This is a genomic window from Cognatishimia maritima, assembly GCF_900129685.1.
Classification (GTDB): domain Bacteria; phylum Pseudomonadota; class Alphaproteobacteria; order Rhodobacterales; family Rhodobacteraceae; genus Cognatishimia; species Cognatishimia maritima.
Map to the genome: position 1 here is coordinate 22,846 of NZ_FQWM01000004.1, position 18,281 is coordinate 41,126.

The window sequence follows — 18,281 nt, forward strand, 5'->3', positions numbered from 1 at the left end:
AAACCGATATTAAATTGCGCGTCATCTCGCAATGGATTTCTTTGCATTCGCGGCAAAATTACGCTGCGTTGCGGCGTGTGGGGCTGGTGGTGGATTCTTCGCGAAATATCACTTCGGAGAAATAATCTTCGAAGATTTGACGCAATATCGCAAATGTCTTGTCTCTGAAGCTGATATCGCAAAGATTTCGGGATCAAATTGTGCCGGGAATCGGAGAATTATCGCGAGATTAACTTATTCCAAAGGGACCGCGGCAATGATCGAGACTCCATATCTGCTTTTCCTGGGCGATGCGCCTGACATGTTGGCCGCGAAAGTGGCGATCGGCATCCGTGACTGGCGCCCAGAGAACGCCATCGGCCAAATCAGCCTGCCAAACTGCGGCGCTGACCTCGGCTTGACCGAGATGACACTTGAAGAAGGCCTCGAAGCTGGTGCCAAGACGCTGGTGGTTGGCGTTGCGAACCGCGGTGGGGTCATCTCTGAAGCGTGGAAAGAAGTACTGCTGAAGGCGCTGGAACTTGGCTACGACATCGCATCTGGCCTGCACAACCTGCTGTCTGACGAGGGCGATCTGGTCGCTGCGTCCCTGATGCATGGCCGCACGTTGCATGATGTGCGCATTCCTTCCGTTCAATACCCAATTGCAACCGGTATCCCTCGTTCCGGTAAGCGCTGCTTGGCGGTTGGAACCGACTGCTCCGCCGGTAAGATGTACACCGCCATGGCGATGGACGCGGAAATGCAGAAACGTGGCCTGAAATCCACTTTCCGCGCCACCGGTCAAACGGGTATCCTGATTACTGGCTCTGGCGTCCCACTGGACGCGGTCATCGCCGACTTCATGGCGGGCGCGGTTGAATACCTGACCCCAGACAACGACGAAGACCACTGGGACTTCATCGAAGGTCAGGGCTCTTTGTTCCACGTGTCCTACTCTGGCGTGACCATGGCGCTGGTGCATGGCGGCCAGCCAGACGCGCTGATCCTGTGCCACGAACCAACCCGCACACACATGCGCGGCCTGCCAGGTTTCAAGCTGCCATCACTTCAAGAATTGCGTGATGTCGCCCTGACTTTGGCGAAAGTTTCGAATCCGAACGTTGTGGTCGCTGGCATCTCGATCAACACGCAGCACCTCTCTGACGAAGAGGCCACCGCCTATTGCGCTAAGGTCGAAGAAGAGATGGGTCTGCCAACCGTCGACCCATATCGTCACGGTGCAGGCCGTCTGGTAGACGCGCTGGCCGCGATCTGATTAGTAAGGGGCGTCTGGAAACAGGCGCCCTTTTTCCGTCGAAAGGACAGACGCATGAAGATCACCGTGACCGCGGACACATTCCGTTTGGCACAGGTATTCACCATCTCTCGAGGATCGCGGACCGAGGCAAAGGTTCTGACCGTCAAGATCGAGAAGGATGGCATCACGGGCTGGGGCGAATGTGTGCCCTATGCGCGTTACAATGAAACGTTGGAAAGCGTGACCGCTGAAATCGAAGGCTTGCCAGCAGAGTTCACCCGCGCAGAGTTGCAAGACCTGCTGCCCGCTGGGGCGGCACGCAATGCGGTTGATTGCGCGATGTGGGATTTGGAAGCAAAAACTTCTGGAAAGTCTGCGCGCGAATTGGCGGGATTGGACGCCTTGGGACCAGAGATCACCGCCTATACGCTGTCTCTGGATACGCCAGAGAACATGCAAAAGCAGGCTGCTGAAAATGCCCATCGCCCGCTGCTGAAAATCAAACTTGGCACAGCGGATGACATGCCGCGTCTTGAGGCCGTGCGCGCAGGTGCCCCGAATTCAACCATCATTGTCGATGCTAACGAAGGTTGGTCCGCCGAGATCTATGCAGATCTTGCGCCGCATTTGGTGCGTTTGGGTGTAGCGCTTGTTGAACAGCCGCTGCCCGCGGGCGAAGATGACGCTCTGATCGGCATGGAACGCCCAGTTCCGGTGTGCGCCGACGAAAGCTGCCATGACCGCACCAGCCTGCCAAAGCTCAAAGGCAAATATGATGTTGTGAACATCAAACTCGACAAAACCGGCGGTCTGACCGAAGCCTTGAAGCTGCGCGAAGAGGCGCTGGCCGAGGGCTATAAAGTCATGGTCGGTTGCATGGTTGGTAGCTCTTTGGCGATGGCGCCTGCGACGCTTGTGGCACAGGGCGCGATGATCACAGACCTTGACGGCCCGCTCTTGTTGGCCGAAGACCGCGATGTGCCTTTGAATTTTGATGCCGCTGGTGTGCATCCGCCTGTACCAGCACTCTGGGGTTAAGGAGACCAAGATGACCCGTACCGTTTATGTGAATGGTGAATACCTGCCTGAAACCGAAGCCAAGGTTTCGATCTTTGACCGTGGTTTCCTGTTTGCGGATGCCGTCTATGAGGTGACGTCGGTTCTCGACGGAAAACTGATCGATTTCGAAGGCCACGCCGTGCGTCTGGAGCGCTCTTTGAACGAACTGGACATGCAGTCCGCTTGCACCAAAGAAGAACTGCTGGGAATTCACCGCAAACTGGTTGAGTTGAACGAGATCGAAGAAGGTCTGGTCTATCTGCAGGTTTCCCGTGGTTCCGATGGCGACCGTGATTTTGTTTTCCCATCCGAAGACACCAAGCCGACCTTGGTTCTGTTCACCCAGAACAAGCCGGGTCTGGCGAACAGCCCAGCCGCGCAAAAAGGCGCGAAGGTTATTTCCATCGACGATATCCGCTGGGGTCGTCGCGACATCAAAACCGTTCAGCTGCTTTACCCATCCATGGGTAAGATGATGGCGAAGGCCGCGGGCGCCGACGATGCGTGGCTTGTGGAAGACGGTTATGTGACCGAAGGCACCAGCAACAACGCCTACTACGTCAAAGACGGCAAAATCATCACGCGTCCGCTGTCCAACGACATCCTGCATGGGATCACCCGTAAGGCTGTGCTGCGTCTGGCGGAAGAAGCGCAGATGACCATTGAAGAGCGTCTTTTCACGATCGACGAAGCCAAGGAAGCGGACGAGGCTTTCACCACATCCGCCTCTGCCTTCGTCATGCCAGTGGTTGAGATTGACGGCGCGCAGCTTGGCGACGGGACACCCGGCCCAATCGCTAAGCGGCTGCGTGAAATCTATTTGGAAGAAGCCCGCGCGAAAGCGATCTAAGCTTTCTCAGAATCAAACAAAAAACCCCGCCCTTTGCTGGCGGGGTTTCTTTTTTGTGGCGGCGCGCCCGGCTACGCTTTCCCCAATTTCACCTTTGCAAAAATACTCCGGGGTGAGGCCGCAGGCCGAGGGGCAGCGCCCCTATTTCTGATCCGTGACGTTCTCTTTGAACGCTTTTTCAAAATCTTTCTGTTTCTCGGCGCTGGCGTCGGTTTGGTAGTTCGCCTTCCACGCGTCCATGGTCATGCCATAGAAAATCTCACGCGCTTCGGTTTTGTCCATCTCAATGCCACGTTCATTCGCGGCCTCTTGATACCAGCGGCTCAGGCAATTGCGGCAAAAGCCAGCAAGGTTCATCATGTCGATGTTCTGAACATCGGTGCGCTTTTCCATCAGATGCTCTCGGAGGGCGCGGAAGGCTGCCGCTTCCAATTCAAGGCGGGTTTGATCATCCATCAACAGAGTCCTTTCTAGTTGCCAAGCTTAGCCTGATGTCCAGTCGCGGCGATCCGCTTCCGATTTACACCTAAGCGCGACCTAATGATGTTCAAGACGCTTTTCATAGCCGCTCTTTGTCAAAGCATCTGTTAGCGCCGGTGCAAGCCGCTCTGCCCAGGCGTGCTGTCCGGCACTGTCAGCGATCAAATCTTGGCGCACCTCGATCAGAACATTCATGCGATCATTGCGAAGCGCGTGACGGTCTACGGAATCACCTGGCAGATGCCCGTGATAGGGTTCGTTGTCACCGACGGTCAGGTCACTCTCTTGGCGCAGCCGCGATATCACATGCGGTCCGAGGTCCCTGCGATCATGGGCAGCGTGAAGCACGGCGACCTCCCAAGGACGCGGGGCTTTACCGTTCAAACGCGGTGAAAAGCTGTGCATCGCAAGCAGAATGGGGTCCTCACGACTGTCTGCCAACTGTGCCAAAGCACGATGATAGGGATCGTAGTAGGCCTCTTTGCGGCGCAGCTCTTCGCGATCATCGATCTCGGCGTTTGCCGGAATCAGAGTGCCGTCATAAAGCCGCATGATCAAAGTCGGGTCGTTTGCCCCCCGGTTCGGGTCAATCACAAGGCGGGAGAAGTTGGATGCAATCACCGGCGCATTCATCAATTCGCCTAGGCGCAGCGAAACGCCCAAAGCCCCGATATCATATGCAATATGGCGTTCCATGTCCGTCGGATCCAAGCCAAGATCACCTTGGTTGATCTCTAGTGGGACGGTGTTACGCGCATGGTCTACCGTGATGATCCAGCGCCCGGGGCGGTCTTCTCCGTAAATATGGTATGGCTTGTATGTCATATCTGTGTCGCTTCCTTCGCCTATCCAATAGGCGAGCGGCGCAGAAAAGGGAATTGCGTAATACGTGCTGACGTTATAGTTAGCGGTAACATTCCAGCTCCAGGGGGCAGAAAGACATGAGACGTCAGAGAAACGTAAAGATCGTGGCCACGCTCGGCCCAGCTTCAGAAACTTACGAAACAATCCGTGCATTGCACGAAGCCGGAGCGGACGTTTTTCGCCTGAACATGAGCCACGGCAGCCATGATGAGATCAAGGTCAAGCACGATATCATTCGCAAAGTTGAAGCCGAACTGGCAAGCCCCATTGCCATTCTCGCGGACCTTCAGGGCCCCAAGCTGCGCGTCGGAGTCTTTGCCAAGGACGAGGGTGAAGACCTCGTTGAAGGTGAAAAGTTCCGTATGGACTTGGATGATGCCGCTGGAGACATCAATCGTGTGAACCTGCCGCATCCAGAGATTTTTGCAGCGCTGAAGCCCGGTGCACACTTGTTGGTTAACGACGGCAAGATCCGCCTGCGTGTCGAAGAATGCGGTACAGATTTCGCGAACTGTATTGTTGTGACCGGTGGGCGCATTTCGAACCGCAAAGGCGTGAACGTGCCAGACGTGGTTCTTCCGCTGGCCGCGTTGTCGCCCAAAGACAAGAAAGATCTTGAGTTCGTTTGCGAACTCGGCGTCGATTGGCTGGCACTGTCCTTCGTTCAGCGCCCTGCCGACGTGCTTGAAGCCCGCGAAATGGTGCGTGGACGTGCGGCGGTTCTGTCCAAGATTGAAAAGCCAACGGCGGTTGAGAACTTTGAAGAAATCCTTGAGGTCTCTGATGGCATCATGGTTGCGCGTGGCGATCTGGGTGTTGAGCTGCCTGTGCAGAACGTGCCCCCGATCCAAAAACGCCTCGTGCGCCGCTGCCGCCGCGCCGCCAAGCCGGTGATTGTGGCAACTCAGATGCTGGAAAGCATGATCGAAAGCCCAATGCCAACCCGCGCAGAAGTCTCTGACGTCGCAACTGCGATTTACGAAGGTGCTGACGCGATCATGTTGTCTGCGGAATCTGCGGCCGGCTCTTACCCGATTGAAGCCGTCACAACGATGAACAACGTCGCCCAAGAAGTTGAAAGCGACGACACCTACCGCGAAATTATCGAGGCCTCCCGCTCTAGCCGTGGCGAAACAGTTGCAGACGCGATTGTTTCTGCAGCACGTGAAATTGCAGAGACCACGGAAATCAGCGCAATCTGTTGCTTTAGCCAATCAGGTACAACGGCGCTGAAAGTTGCGCGCGAACGTCCGCGTGTTCCGATCATCGCTTTGACCAGCCGGTTGCGCACCGCGCGCCGCTTGGCCCTGACATGGGGAACCACCTGTGTGACAACAAGCGAGCTGGACCGCTTTAAGGCGGCTGTGCTTGCTGCAGTTGGAGCCGCCAAGCGCTTGGGCATGTCGAAAAGCACGGATCAGGTCGTTGTTACTGCGGGTGTCCCTTTCAACATTCCGGGCTCGACCAACATCATTCGCGTCGCGCCATGTGATGAAAGTTTGATTTCGGCCACCGATCCGGAGTAATATCTGCGCATCTACCTTTCCTTCGGAGGGCAAGATGAACGCGGATACTGTTTTAACGATTGGCCTTTTTCTGGCGGTTTTTTCCGTACCAGCATTATTGGCTGCCATGGCGGATGGACGCTCGACACGGGCGTCCTCGCTAAGCATTCTTCTGGCAGGCTGTGCAATTGTCTGGGCGTTTTCCACCAAGCCCGGCGGCTATGTGGCCAGCGACATACCCGCGGTGGTCATCAGGCAGATCGCAAGCCTCATAAATTAGCATCGAATCCTCTTGCAGGATTGGAACTTCGGGCGTATACGGCGCCTCTATCCGCGCGTCCGGCTGAGTGGCATGCCGAGTCGCGTTTGTACCGACGACTACGAAGGAGACGGAAATGCCTAAGATGAAGACCAAATCGAGCGCCAAAAAGCGCTTTAAAGTGACAGCAAGCGGCAAGGTCAAAGCAGGCCAAGCAGGTAAGCGTCACGGTATGATCAAGCGCACAAACAAATTCCTGCGCGATGCACGCGGCACGACAACTCTGTCTGCGCCAGATGCGAAGATCGTTAAATCATACATGCCGTACGCACGCTAAGGAGCTCTGAACCATGTCCCGCGTTAAAGGTGGTACCGTAACCCACGCCCGTCACAAGAAAATCGTCAAACAAGCGAAAGGCTACTACGGCCGTCGCAAGAACACCTTCAAGGTCGCGTCTCAAGCGGTCGACAAGGCAAACCAGTACGCAACCCGCGACCGTAAGAACCGCAAGCGCAATTTCCGCGCGCTGTGGATTCAACGTATCAATGCGGCTGTGCGTGCGCATGACGAAGCACTGACATATTCCAAATTCATCAACGGCCTGAACTTGGCTGGCATCGAAGTGGACCGTAAGGTTCTGGCGGACCTCGCCGTACACGAGCCAGAAGCGTTCACAGCAATCGTTGAGCAAGCAAAAGGCGCGTTGGCTGCATAAGCGCCACGTCGTTGCAAAGATTGAAGAACCCGCCTTAGTGGCGGGTTTTTTCTTGGCCTTGTCGCGCCGCTCAGGCACTGTGTGGGCATGGCAGACATCGACGATCCCTTTCGACACCACCCAAACCTGCGGCACCTGATCAAGCCAGCTGCGCAGTCGACCATTCGCAACTTCAAACCGGGTGCCCTGCTTGAGATGATCAAGCAGCATGGTGCAAAGGACTCCGATCTGCTGACGGATGCAGAACGCGATGCCGACCGGCGCGCCGCGCTTAGGCAGCGCCCGGATGGCGCGTTGTGGGTCTTTGGCTATGGGTCGCTGATCTGGGACCCAGGCATTGACTTTGCCGAGGTGCGCCGCGCGCATGCGCCTCACTGGCAGCGCCGCTTTATCGTCAAGGATGTCTGGGGCGGGCGCGGGACAAAGGATCAGCCCGGTGTGATGGCCGCCTTGGACCAAGGCGATGGCTGCCATGGCCTGATCTTTCGCATCACCGAAGCGGCGATTGAAAGCGAGACGCAGGTTCTTTGGAACCGCGAGCGTGTCGGGCGCGCTTACAAACCTGCCTTTATCGATGTCACAACCGATGCCGGTCCGCTAAAGGCGCTGACCTTTGTGGTCGACCATGAGGCAGAGATCATCGACAGCGACATGACATGGGACGAACAGGTGCACTTTTGCGCTACCGGCACCGGCAGTTTTGGCACGAGTTTTGAATATGTCGAGAACCTCGTTCGGCATTTTCACACCCTAAAAATCGACGCCCCCCATGCCTGCGCCCTGCTAGAGGCCGCAAAGGCCTACCAAGCGGCACATCGCGCCTCATAGCGGCTTGCACCCATGCTCTGATCTTTGTAGCAGGGGACAACAAGTTTGGAGGCCTCGATGGACGATCTCAGAGACAAGTATATCAGCTTGATTGCCGATGCCGCGGATGAAACCGCCATCGAAGAGCTACGCGTTCAGGCAGTAGGCAAAAAGGGCGAGATCGCGCTGAAAATGCGTGAGCTTGGCAAGATGACCCCTGAGGAGCGTCAGGTCATGGGGCCCAAGCTGAACGCCCTGAAGGATGAGATCAACTCTGCGCTGTTGGCCAAGAAAGCCGCGCTGGCGGATGCGGCTTTGGACGAGCGCCTGAAAACCGAATGGCTCGATGTGACCCTGCCGGGCCGCGGGCGCCGTCAGGGCACCATTCACCCGATTTCGCAGGTCACAGAAGAAGTCACCGCGATTTTCGCCGACATGGGGTTTGCCGTGGCCGAAGGCCCGCAGATCGAGACCGACTGGTATAACTTTGACGCGCTGAACATTCCGGGCCACCACCCGGCACGCGCGGAGATGGACACCTTCTACACCCACCGCGCCGAAGGCGATAACCGCCCGCCGCATGTGCTGCGCACGCACACCTCTCCGGTGCAGATCCGGTCGATGGAGAAACTCGGCGCGCCGATCCGCATCATCTGTCCGGGGCGCGTGTATCGTGCGGATTATGACCAGACGCACACACCGATGTTCCACCAGATCGAAGGTCTGGCGCTGGACAAAGATATCTCTATGGCGAACTTAAAGTGGGTTCTGGAAGAGTTCTTCACCGCCTTCTTCGGCACTTCTGTGAAAACCCGTTTCCGTGCCTCCCATTTCCCATTCGTGGAACCGGGCGCAGAAGTTGACATCCAGTGCAGCTGGGAAGGTGGCTCCGTAAAAGTGGGCGAGGGCGACGATTGGCTCGAAGTGCTGGGTTCCGGCATGGTGCACCCGAAGGTTCTTCAGGCGGGCGGCATTGATCCGAATGAATACCAAGGCTTTGCCTTTGGCATCGGCATCGACCGTCTGGCCATGCTGAAATACGGCATCCCAGACCTACGCGCCTTCTTTGACAGCGACCTACGCTGGCTGCGCCACTATGGCTTTGCGTCGCTGGATCAACCGACGCTGCATGGCGGTTTGACCCGCTGATCGCCTTCAACCGAAATTGACTGACGGAACAGACCGATGAAATTCACTCTCTCTTGGTTGAAAGATCACCTGGACACCGACGCAAGCCTTGATGATATCCTCTATGCCCTGACCGACCTTGGTCTTGAGGTTGAGGATGTTCAGAACCCGGCGGATCGCTTGAAAGAGTTTACCATCGCCAAGGTTCTGCATGCGGAAAAGCACCCGGATGCGGATAAGCTGAAGGTTTGCAATGTGCTGACCGACGAAGGCGAAAGCCAGATCGTCTGCGGCGCGCCCAACGCGCGCGAAGGCATCACGGTCGTTCTGTGTAAGCCGGGCAGCTATATTCCCGGTCTGGATATCACCATCAAGGTGGGCAACATCCGGGGCGTTGAAAGCCATGGCATGATGGCGTCGGAACGTGAGTTGGAACTGTCTGACGAACACAACGGCATTATCGAGCTGCCCACCGGCGAGGTCGGTGAGAAGTTCGTTGACTGGTTGGCCGCGAACGACCCATCCAAGGTTGATCCGGTGATTGAAATCGCCATCACGCCAAACCGCCCGGATGCGCTGGGCGTGCGCGGTATTGCGCTTGATCTGGCGGCGCGTGGGTTGGGCACGATGAAGCCTGCGAAAACAGCAGATGTGGCCGGCACATTCGATAGCCCGATTGGCATCACGATTGACGCCGATACACGCGAAAATGGGTGCCACGTCTTTGCGGGTCGTCTGATCAAAGGCGTCAAAAACGGTCCGTCACCCGAATGGCTGCAAACGCGTTTGAAAGCCATCGGCCTGCGCCCGATATCTGCTTTGGTAGATATTACGAACTTCTTCACCTACGACCGCAACCGCCCGCTGCACGTCTTTGACGCCGACAAAGTCAGAGGCAACCTGCGGGTGCATCGCGCCGAGGGGGGTGAGACGCTCGTTGGCTTGGATGAGAAAGAATACACCTTTTCGGCGGGGCAGGTTGTCATCTCTGACGATGACGGTATCGAAAGCATCGGTGGCATCATGGGTGGTCTGTCGACAGGCTGCACCGAGGAAACGACCAACGTCTTCCTAGAAGCCGCTGTTTGGGATCACATTCAGATCGCGACCACGGGGCGTGCGCTGAAAATCAACTCCGACGCGCGCTATCGCAACGAGCGGGGCATCGACCCGGCGTTCAACATGGAAGCGCTTGATCTGGCGACCGCGATGATCATGGAGCTTTGCGGCGGGGAGCCATCAAACGTGGTCGTCGCGGGTGAAGTGCCTGACGTCAGCCGCGCTTATAAGCTGGATACAGACCGCGTGCAGTCTTTGGTTGGTATGGAAATCCCAGCCGAGCAGCAACGCGCGACGCTGGAGGCGCTGGGTTTTGTGCTGGAAGGTGATATGGCGCATGTGCCGTCTTGGCGTCCTGATGTGATGGGTGAGGCCGATCTGGTCGAAGAAGTTGCGCGGATTGCGTCGCTGACGAAGCTGGAAGGCAAACCCATGCCACGCGCGACCGCTGGTGTACCGCAGCCGATCCTGACGCCGCTGCAAAAGCGCGAGCAGATTGGCCGCCGGACCACGGCAGCTTTGGGCTACAACGAATGCGTCACCTATTCCTTCATAGACAAAAAAGCGGCGACGCTTTTCGGTGGTGGCGATGACGCGACAATGCTGGAGAACCCGATTTCCAGCGAGATGAGCCATATGCGCCCTGATCTGTTGCCGGGCCTCTTGCAAGCGGCTGCGCGCAATCAGGCGCGTGGGTTCATGGATATGGCCCTGTTCGAAGCGGGCGCAGCCTTCCAAGGCGGCGAACCCGGTGAGCAGCATCTGCAGATCGCAGGTCTTTTGGTTGGCCGTACGGTTGGCAAGGATGTGCATGGCGAAAGCCGTGGCGTTGATTTGTTTGATGCAAAGGCCGATGCCGAAGCGGTTCTGGCGGCATTGGGCGCGCCTGCCAAAATGCAGATCCTGCGCGGCGGGGAGGCTTGGTGGCATCCGGGCCGTCATGGCCGTATTTGCCTTGGCCCTAAGAAAACCCTTGCCGTCTTTGGCGAAGTGCACCCAAAAACCCTTGAGGCGCTGGACGTCAAAGGTCCTGCCGTGGCCTTCACGATCTATCCCGAAGAAATCCCCATGCCGCGCAATACTTCTGCCACACGTCCAGCATTGGAACTGCGCGATTTGCAGGCCGTGGAACGTGACTTTGCCTTTGTTGTGGACCGCGATGTCGAAGCGCTGACACTGGTTAACGCAGCGGCTGGCGCAGATAAGACTTTGATCGAAGACGTGCGTGTCTTTGACGAGTTCAAAGGCGAAAAGGCAGAGGCACAGATGGGCGAAGGCAAAAAGTCGATCGCTGTGACCGTGCGTCTGCAGCCGACCGATAAAACGCTGAAAGAAAAAGATATCGAGGCCGTGGCGGCCAAGATAATCGATAAGGTCAGCAAAGCGACCGGCGGCAGCCTGCGCGGCTAAAACGCTTTGGGCCTCGGTTTTGCGACCGGGGCTACTTAATGCCTTTCAGGTTCTCGGCAAGATGATCAAACACCAGTCGGATTTTTCGGCTGGTGTGCAATTCGCGATGGGTGACCAGCCAAATTGGAAAGACGATAGGGGCCATATCTGGCAATAGCCGCACCATGCCGGGGGTCTTGCGCGCAACATGGTCTCCCATCACGGCGATACCAAAGCCTTCACGGCAGAATTCCCACGCCACCAGCCCATTTTCTGAACCGACACGGAAATTGTCCTTGGTCAGTTTCAGGCCCAAAGGTTCAAAGAAACCCAGCATTTCAGCCGCGTCACCGAATGAGATGAAATCATGTTCGGACATATCAGCGATGGTGGATGGTGTGCCACGTCGCTGCAAATAGCTTTCGCTTGCGTAGAAATTCGCCTCGGGTTCGGCCACAAGCCGGGCGATCAAATCCGGCTGTTCCGGGCGTACATGCCGCAGGGCGATATCCGCTTCTCGGCGCATAAGATCCCGTATGTCGTTCGCGGCGACGACGTCGATCCCGAGGTCAGGGGCGATGTCGCGCAGGGGCTTCAAAATTGGAGGCAGCATATAGGCTGAAAAGATGTCAGCAGCAGTGATTCTGACCTCACCAGCGATGGACTGGGACTGCCCCGTAGCCGCCAAAGAAATCCGGTCCACGGCCGACCCCATTGCGCGCGTATGTTCGAGCATTTCAAGCCCGGTCTGTGTGAGCTCGAGCGAGCGCCCAACCCGTTCAAAAAGCATCACGCCCAGTTCATCCTCAAGCGCAGCAACCTGACGACTGAGGGTTGGTTGCGTTAATCCCAAGGCGCGGGCTGCTGCGCTGAGCGATCCGTGTTCAGCCGTCGCCATAAAGGCGCGGATGTGATTCCAATCGGGTTGTCGAAATGTCGAGTTCATGCATTCTTGTATAAGCGAAGTTCAAATTTCGGCAATTCCTTAATTTTTGCATATCCGTCATTCTGCCCATGACCAGAGAGTCGGCGTGCGTTGCTGGGCTCTCGCTGAGGAAAACGATGATGATGAATGCAGAAAAATTTTGGGATGGTGTCGCGCCGAAATACGCGAAATCCCCGATCAAGAACCAAGCGGGTTTTGAGCAGACGTTGAACCGGACGCGCGGCTATCTGAAACCGGACGATCGCGTTCTAGAGATTGGCGCCGGAACCGGATCGACCGCGTTGTTGCTGGCAGATAGCGTCGCTGAAATTGTTGCAACTGACATTTCTGACAAGATGCTGGAGGTCGGGCGCGCGCGGGCTTGGGAACAATGCATAAATAATGTCACTTTCCAACAAAGGGACGCGGGTGACTTGCCTGACGGACCGTTTGACGTGGTGCTGGCGCATAATATTCTGCATCTGGTCGAAGACTTGCCCGCCGTTTTGAATGCCGTCTATGCGACGTTGAAACCCGGCGGCCTATTCATCTCGAAAACATTTGTCAAACCGACGCGCGGTCTGCAGCTTGAATATCGTGTAATGCGATTGGCGCTGCCCCTGATGCAAAGATTCGGAAAAGCGCCTTTCGTGAGCATGTTTCAAGCGCCAGATTTTGATGCAGAGATCAAGCGCGCTGGCTTTGAGATTCTCGAAGCAGGTCATTTCCCCGATACTGAGACACGTCGCTACATTGTCGCGCGCAAGCGCTAATGCGCGCGTCAATGATATGGCCGTATTGGGTGGACGCTCGCCTTCGTTCTGGCAATAGTGCGCCTGAACCGAAGGAGAGAAGCGATGACATTAAAGGTCTATTTGTCCGGCGAAATTCACACTGACTGGCGCGAACAAATCATTGAAGGTGCCGCAGGTCTGGACGTGGTCTTTGACGCGCCAGTGACCGATCACGATGCCAGCGACGATTGTGGCGTTCGCATTCTGGGTGCCGAAGATCAAAAGTTCTGGCACGACCACAAGGGTGCAAATCTGAACGCCATCCGCACCCGCAAAGCAATTGCGGATTCCGACGTCGTTGTCGTGCGCTTTGGTGAGAAATACAAACAGTGGAACGCGGCTTTTGACGCGGGCTATGCCGCGGCACTCGGCAAATCCCTGATTGTTCTGCACAGCGCCGATCATCAACATGCGTTGAAAGAAGTCGATGCTGCCGCGCTTGCCGTTGCTGAGACACCACAGCAGGTTGTGCAGATGCTGCGCTACGTACTGACTGGAAGTTTGCCGTCTTAAAGATTGGGCCACATCGCAGCTTATTGCCCCGCGATGTGGCCGAATTGGTTACCGATCTGCGGGGCGTGCTATGGGCACGTCACTTCCAATTTGTACCGACGGGCGCTGATTGAAACGTTCTACATAGTCAAGAATATTGGGCAGGCCTGACAGTCCCAGCATTTCTTCTGCTCCGAGGAAACTGAGCGCCTTGATCCAAGGCGCAATGGCAATGTCAGCGATGGAAAAGAACAACCCGGCAATCCAGTCTTGCCCATCCAACTGTTTCTCAATCACGGCCAGAATGCGCTTCGCCTCGTTGATATAACGCTCTCGGGGGCGGGGGTCTTCGATCTCGGTCCCTGCGAACTTTACGAAAAATCCTAGCTGCCCAAACATCGGGCCAACGCCGCCCATCTGGAACATCAGCCATTGGGTCACATGCGCCTTGTCCGCAGCGGTTTCGCCTATAAGTTTGCCGGTCTTCTCGGCAAGATAAAGCAGGATCGCGCCGCTTTCAAAAAGTGCCAAGGGCGCGCCATCAGGCCCATTGGGGTCAATGATGGCCGGGATTTTGTTGTTGGGATTGAGGCTAAGGAACTCTGCGCTTTTCACGTCTGAGTCCGCCAAGGTCACCAGATGCGCCTCATAGGGGATTCCCAGTTCCTCAAGCGCGATTGAAATCTTCACGCCATTTGGCGTTGGGTAGCTATAAAGCTGCAGCACCTCCGGTTGGGTTGCGGGCCATCGTTGGGTGATGGGGAAGCTTGGCATATGGGTCATGAGACCGTCCTTTCTGTTACGGAATAGATATGAAGTGGGCACCCACTGCTTGAGTGGGCTTTGCGTGCGGAAATCTGCGCGTTACTGTGCAGCGGCGCAGAGTGTTTGCGCAGCGTAAACGGGACAAGAGGGGACAATCGTGTTTCAGGAATTCAAAGCATTCATTGCCAAGGGCAACGTCATGGATATGGCCGTTGGTATCATCGTCGGGGCGGCCTTTACCGCTATTGTGAAATCCATGGTGGACGATTTGATCAATCCCATCATCGGGCTTTTCACCGGTGGGATCGACTTTACCAACAGCTACATGGTTCTGTCGGGAGACGTGCCTGAGGACGCCACCCTGGACGCCGCGCGCGAAGCCGGTGCCGCCGTCTTTGCGCATGGGGCCTTTATTATGGCTGTGATCAACTTTTTGATGATCGCATTTGTGGTTTTCATGTTGGTGCGCTACGTCAACAAAGTGAAAGACGCGGCCGTCGCAAAGGAAGAAACTCCAGCCGAAGAAGCGCCTGCGGGGCCAACTGAACTGGACGTCTTGCTTGAAATTCGCGATGCGTTGAAAAAATAATGGCGCAGGCGCAATTGCTGCGCTTGGAACGAACACCATAGGGTCGGGTCCTTCCCGACCCTTCTTATTGTCACTGGGGTAATGATAATGGACATGATTTGGGATTTCGCGATGGATCAGAGTGATCTGATCATCAACGCCGTGAAAGCGCTTTTGGTGCTGATCGTCGGCTGGAGCATCGCCGGTATGGTCAGTCGCTTGATCCGCAAGAAAACCATCGCCAGCGCGAAAATTGACGACACGATTGGCAGCTTTGTCGCCTCTGTTGCGCGCTGGGTCATTCTGATTATCGTCGCGATCACCGTGCTTGGGCTTTTCGGCATTCAGGCGACCAGCCTTGTTGCCATTCTGGGTGCCGCGACTTTGGCCATCGGCATGGCGTTGCAGGGCACCCTGTCTGATCTGGCGGCTGGCTTTATGCTGATCATCTTCCGCCCCTATAAGCTGGGCCAATATGTGGACATCGCCGGTGCGGCGGGCACCGTGAAGGACATCAATCTTTTTGTCACCGAACTTGCGACTCCTGACAACGTTCAGATCATCGTGCCCAATGGGCAGGCGTGGGGCGCCGTGATCACCAATTTCTCGCATCACGAAACACGCCGCTGCGATCTCACGTTTGGCATCGACTACGGCGACGACATCGAAAAGGCCAAGGCGATCATTCTGCAACTGGCCGCTGAAAATGAGTATGTCATGTCTGATCCTGAACCTTGGGTGCGTGTGACGAACCTTGGAGACAGTTCTGTCGACATCACGACACGCCTCTGGTGCGAAGCTGCGGACTATTTTGAGCTGAAGTTCGGACTGACGCAAAGCGTGAAAGAAGCCTTTGACAAAGAAGGGATCACAATCCCTTATCCACATACGGTGGAGGTCAAGCGCCAAGCTTGATCTGCCAAGTGGGCGGGCCGATGAGGGGCGGCCCGCCCCATTTCGCTACATCAAGATGATCTTGGAGGCCCCAGAGGCTTTCCGCATCTCATGCACGTGCGCGATCTCTGAGTCGCTGATCCAGCCCTGCGCGGCTTCCCTATCTTCGAATTGCAAAATGACGGTCACATTTGGGGCAGGGTCATCTCCCTCAATCACCGTCGCTTCTCGGGACACAGAAAGTGGTGTTGCGCCATGCTTAGCCATGGCAGGACCTGCGGCCTCGCGGTAGGCAGAAAAAGTCTCTTCATCTGTTACATTTAATGTTACGAGCGCATAAGCCGTCATCGTCGTCTCCTATTGAGTCTGCTGAGGCGACATTAGGTCCATGTCATTTGTTCAAAAACGATCATTGATGCGACCGTCATGTGCAGATATGATCATGGCATGCTTGATTGGAACGATCTCCGTTTTGTTTTGGAGTGCGCGCGGCACGGGGGCACCAGCGGTGCGGCGCGTTCGCTTGGGGTCAATCACGCGACGGTGGCACGGCGTATTGCTGCTGCCGAAGAAGCGCTGGGCGCGCGCCTGTTTGACCGGCTGCCAAGCGGCTATGTGCCGACCGAGGCGGGCTTGGATGCGGTGAAAACTGCTGAAATGATGGAGGCTCTGCAGGATGACCTCTGTCGCCAGATTGGTGCGCGGGATACCGAGTTGCGCGGGACGTTGCGAGTGACAGCATCGCAGTTGTTGTTTCAGTTCTGCCTCGCAGAGATTGTGAGGGATTTTTCGGCGCTCTATCCCGAAATCAAAATCGAATTGATCGCGACAAACACATCGTTGAACCTTGCGCGACGTGAGGCAGATGTTGCGATCAGGTTTTCAAAAGATCCACCAGAAGCGTTGGTAGGGCGTCGGCTGTTTGAACAGCGTGGGGCGGTTTTTGCGTCCAAAAAGTTTCTTGAGAATGATCCGGGTGCAGATGCACCTTTGGATTGGATCAGGTTCGCCCATTGGCCGGGTCCACCTGCGGAAGTCAAAGCAGTCAGGCCTTTGAGACCCAAGCTTACCGTGGATGACAAGTCCGCTGCAATTGGGGCTGTGCGCGCTGGGATTGGGGCAACACGGCTGGCGTGTTTTTTAGGGGATAGCGATCCGGATTTGGCGCGGGTTCCGAATATGCCGCTCTTTGCGCAACTGCCACTTTGGGTGCTGACCCATGCGGACCTTCGCGACGTTCCCCGGATTCGAGTCTTTCTAGATTTTGTGACGCAGCGGCTTCTGGACCTAAAGCCGCTGTTTCAGGGAGAGGCAAAAGAAGGGGCGCCGAAGCACCCCGTCCTTGACTAGTTAAATTTTCAGCGCCAGCGATGGGGCCAGTACGTCCAGCCCGAGCGCCTTACCGACGGCGTAGTAGGTCAGCTTACCTGCATGCACGTTCAGGCCATTCAGTAGGTGCGGATCGTCTTCGCAGGCCTGACGCCAGCCTTTGTCCGCTAGCGAAAGCATGAAAGGCAGCGTTGCGTTTCCAAGCGCTTGTGTCGAAGTACGTGCCACTGCGCCCGGCATGTTGGCCACGCAGTAGTGCATGATCCCGTCGACTTCGTAGATTGGATCAGCGTGGGTGGTCGCTTTGGAGGTCTCAAAACAGCCGCCTTGGTCGATGGCAACGTCCACAAGCACTGCGCCGGGTTTCATCTCGGACAGTTGCTCGCGCGTAATCAGCTTTGGCGCTGCCGCGCCCGGAATAAGAACCGCGCCGATAACCATATCCGCTTCGCGCACCAGCTTCGCCGTCGCGCCCGCAGTGGAGTATTGGTTCTTGAAGGTGCCGCCAAAGACGTCATCAAGGTATTTCAGACGCGGCAATGAGCGGTCCAGAACCGTCACATCGGCACCCATACCTGCCGCGATTTTGGCCGCGTGGGTGCCTACGACACCACCACCAATGACGACAACTTTCGCTGGGGCCACACCAGGTACGCCGCCCATCAGGACGCCGCGACCACCATTGGCCTTTTGCAGGGTGTAGGCACCCACCTGAGGGGCCAAACGCCCCGCAACTTCGGACATTGGGGCCAGCAGGGGCAGACCACCCCGATCATCGGTTACCGTTTCATAGGCAATCGCAGTGCAGCCACTTTCCAGCAGATCGTGGGTTTGCGCAGGATCGGGCGCGAGGTGCAGGTAGGTGAACAGCAACTGACCTTCGCGCAGCATCTTGCGCTCAACCGCCTGCGGCTCTTTCACCTTCACGATCATGTCTGCGGTGGCAAAAAGCTCTTCTGCCGTATCCAGCAGCACCGCACCGGCAGCTTCATAGTCTTCGTCCATGAAGCCAGCCCCAAGGCCTGCACCACGTTGAATGACCACAGAGTGGCCATGGTTCACAGCCTCACGGGCCGCATCTGGTGTCATACCGACGCGGAATTCCTGAGGTTTAATTTCTGTTGGGCAACCGATTTTCATTTGTCTCTTCCCCGTTAA

21 protein-coding genes are annotated in these 18,281 nt (G+C 56.5%); 15 read left to right on the forward strand and 6 right to left on the reverse strand.

The features are described 5' to 3' along the window. The first annotated feature begins 256 nt into the window (after positions 1-256). Genes dgcN through BUA39_RS09950 form a run of 3 tightly spaced genes read left to right on the forward strand, consistent with a single transcriptional unit; the run spans position 257 to position 3,149 of the window. The gene (gene dgcN, locus BUA39_RS09940) at positions 257-1,258 is read left to right on the forward strand and encodes an N-acetyltransferase DgcN (protein WP_072793287.1); all 1,002 of its coding nucleotides are present in this window, start codon (positions 257-259) and stop codon (positions 1,256-1,258) included. 54 nt (positions 1,259-1,312) lie between these two features. Then, positions 1,313-2,278: an N-acetyl-D-Glu racemase DgcA gene (gene dgcA / locus BUA39_RS09945; RefSeq protein ID WP_072793064.1), complete on the forward strand. Its 966-nt coding sequence runs from the start codon at positions 1,313-1,315 to the stop codon at positions 2,276-2,278. A gap of 10 nt (positions 2,279-2,288) precedes the next feature. Beyond that, positions 2,289-3,149 carry a D-amino-acid transaminase gene (locus tag BUA39_RS09950; RefSeq protein ID WP_072793065.1) on the forward strand — a complete coding sequence of 287 codons (861 nt, stop codon included), beginning with the start codon at positions 2,289-2,291 and terminating at the stop codon, positions 3,147-3,149. A 141-nt stretch (positions 3,150-3,290) separates the two neighbouring features. Here BUA39_RS09950 and BUA39_RS09955 read toward each other — a convergent pair whose 3' ends face one another. Next, the gene (locus tag BUA39_RS09955; RefSeq protein ID WP_072793066.1) at positions 3,291-3,605 is read right to left on the reverse strand and encodes a DUF1244 domain-containing protein; all 315 of its coding nucleotides are present in this window, start codon (positions 3,603-3,605) and stop codon (positions 3,291-3,293) included. An 81-nt stretch (positions 3,606-3,686) separates the two neighbouring features. Beyond that, positions 3,687-4,454: an N-formylglutamate amidohydrolase gene (locus BUA39_RS09960; protein WP_072793067.1), complete on the reverse strand. Its 768-nt coding sequence runs from the start codon at positions 4,452-4,454 to the stop codon at positions 3,687-3,689. 116 nt (positions 4,455-4,570) lie between these two features. Between BUA39_RS09960 and pyk the strand changes: the two genes are divergently transcribed. From pyk to pheT, 7 genes are all read left to right on the forward strand, one after another. Continuing rightward, positions 4,571-6,019: a pyruvate kinase gene (gene pyk / locus BUA39_RS09965; RefSeq protein ID WP_072793068.1), complete on the forward strand. Its 1,449-nt coding sequence runs from the start codon at positions 4,571-4,573 to the stop codon at positions 6,017-6,019. A 34-nt stretch (positions 6,020-6,053) separates the two neighbouring features. After that, positions 6,054-6,278 carry a hypothetical protein gene (locus tag BUA39_RS09970; RefSeq protein WP_072793069.1) on the forward strand — a complete coding sequence of 75 codons (225 nt, stop codon included), beginning with the start codon at positions 6,054-6,056 and terminating at the stop codon, positions 6,276-6,278. A gap of 115 nt (positions 6,279-6,393) precedes the next feature. Next, the gene (gene rpmI, locus BUA39_RS09975; protein ID WP_072793070.1) at positions 6,394-6,594 is read left to right on the forward strand and encodes a 50S ribosomal protein L35; all 201 of its coding nucleotides are present in this window, start codon (positions 6,394-6,396) and stop codon (positions 6,592-6,594) included. A gap of 13 nt (positions 6,595-6,607) precedes the next feature. Beyond that, positions 6,608-6,973 carry a 50S ribosomal protein L20 gene (gene rplT / locus BUA39_RS09980; RefSeq protein WP_072793071.1) on the forward strand — a complete coding sequence of 122 codons (366 nt, stop codon included), beginning with the start codon at positions 6,608-6,610 and terminating at the stop codon, positions 6,971-6,973. Positions 6,974-7,060: 87 nt separating this feature from the next. Then, entirely contained in the window at positions 7,061-7,801 is a 741-nt protein-coding gene (locus BUA39_RS09985; RefSeq protein WP_072793072.1) for a gamma-glutamylcyclotransferase, read from the forward strand. A gap of 57 nt (positions 7,802-7,858) precedes the next feature. Beyond that, positions 7,859-8,929 carry a phenylalanine--tRNA ligase subunit alpha gene (gene pheS / locus BUA39_RS09990; protein ID WP_072793073.1) on the forward strand — a complete coding sequence of 357 codons (1,071 nt, stop codon included), beginning with the start codon at positions 7,859-7,861 and terminating at the stop codon, positions 8,927-8,929. 36 nt (positions 8,930-8,965) lie between these two features. Further along, positions 8,966-11,377 carry a phenylalanine--tRNA ligase subunit beta gene (gene pheT / locus BUA39_RS09995; RefSeq protein ID WP_072793074.1) on the forward strand — a complete coding sequence of 804 codons (2,412 nt, stop codon included), beginning with the start codon at positions 8,966-8,968 and terminating at the stop codon, positions 11,375-11,377. 31 nt (positions 11,378-11,408) lie between these two features. Here the strand turns inward: pheT and BUA39_RS10000 are convergent, their stop codons facing one another. Then, entirely contained in the window at positions 11,409-12,302 is an 894-nt protein-coding gene (locus BUA39_RS10000; RefSeq protein ID WP_072793075.1) for a LysR family transcriptional regulator, read from the reverse strand. Between the two features lie 119 nt (positions 12,303-12,421). Between BUA39_RS10000 and BUA39_RS10005 the strand changes: the two genes are divergently transcribed. Together BUA39_RS10005 and BUA39_RS10010 are read left to right on the forward strand one after the other, a co-directional pair. Further along, complete coding sequence (locus BUA39_RS10005) at positions 12,422-13,054, forward strand: class I SAM-dependent methyltransferase (RefSeq protein ID WP_341349546.1); 633 nt, start codon at positions 12,422-12,424, stop codon at positions 13,052-13,054. 84 nt (positions 13,055-13,138) lie between these two features. Beyond that, complete coding sequence (locus BUA39_RS10010) at positions 13,139-13,588, forward strand: YtoQ family protein (protein ID WP_072793076.1); 450 nt, start codon at positions 13,139-13,141, stop codon at positions 13,586-13,588. 48 nt (positions 13,589-13,636) lie between these two features. On the opposite strand, the gene BUA39_RS10015 is transcribed toward BUA39_RS10010, so the two are convergent. Beyond that, positions 13,637-14,350 (reverse strand): glutathione S-transferase family protein, encoded by a 714-nt coding sequence (locus BUA39_RS10015; protein ID WP_072793077.1) that lies wholly within the window; start codon positions 14,348-14,350, stop codon positions 13,637-13,639. Positions 14,351-14,489: 139 nt separating this feature from the next. Here BUA39_RS10015 and mscL point away from each other — a divergent pair, with 139 nt between their 5' ends. Together mscL and BUA39_RS10025 are read left to right on the forward strand one after the other, a co-directional pair. Further along, a complete protein-coding gene (gene mscL / locus BUA39_RS10020; RefSeq protein WP_072793078.1) occupies positions 14,490-14,921 on the forward strand; it encodes a large conductance mechanosensitive channel protein MscL in 432 nt (143 codons plus the stop codon). Positions 14,922-15,008: 87 nt separating this feature from the next. After that, the gene (locus tag BUA39_RS10025) at positions 15,009-15,815 is read left to right on the forward strand and encodes a mechanosensitive ion channel family protein (protein ID WP_072793079.1); all 807 of its coding nucleotides are present in this window, start codon (positions 15,009-15,011) and stop codon (positions 15,813-15,815) included. Between the two features lie 45 nt (positions 15,816-15,860). Here the strand turns inward: BUA39_RS10025 and BUA39_RS10030 are convergent, their stop codons facing one another. Next, on the reverse strand, positions 15,861-16,142 hold the full coding sequence (locus BUA39_RS10030; protein ID WP_072793080.1) for a DUF1330 domain-containing protein: 282 nt from the start codon (positions 16,140-16,142) through the stop codon (positions 15,861-15,863). A gap of 99 nt (positions 16,143-16,241) precedes the next feature. Here BUA39_RS10030 and BUA39_RS10035 point away from each other — a divergent pair, with 99 nt between their 5' ends. Then, positions 16,242-17,144, forward strand: coding sequence for a LysR family transcriptional regulator (locus BUA39_RS10035; RefSeq protein WP_072793289.1), 903 nt, complete (start codon positions 16,242-16,244; stop codon positions 17,142-17,144). On the opposite strand, the gene ald is transcribed toward BUA39_RS10035, so the two are convergent. After that, positions 17,145-18,263, reverse strand: coding sequence for an alanine dehydrogenase (gene ald, locus BUA39_RS10040; RefSeq protein ID WP_072793081.1), 1,119 nt, complete (start codon positions 18,261-18,263; stop codon positions 17,145-17,147). Positions 18,264-18,281 lie beyond the last annotated feature (18 nt).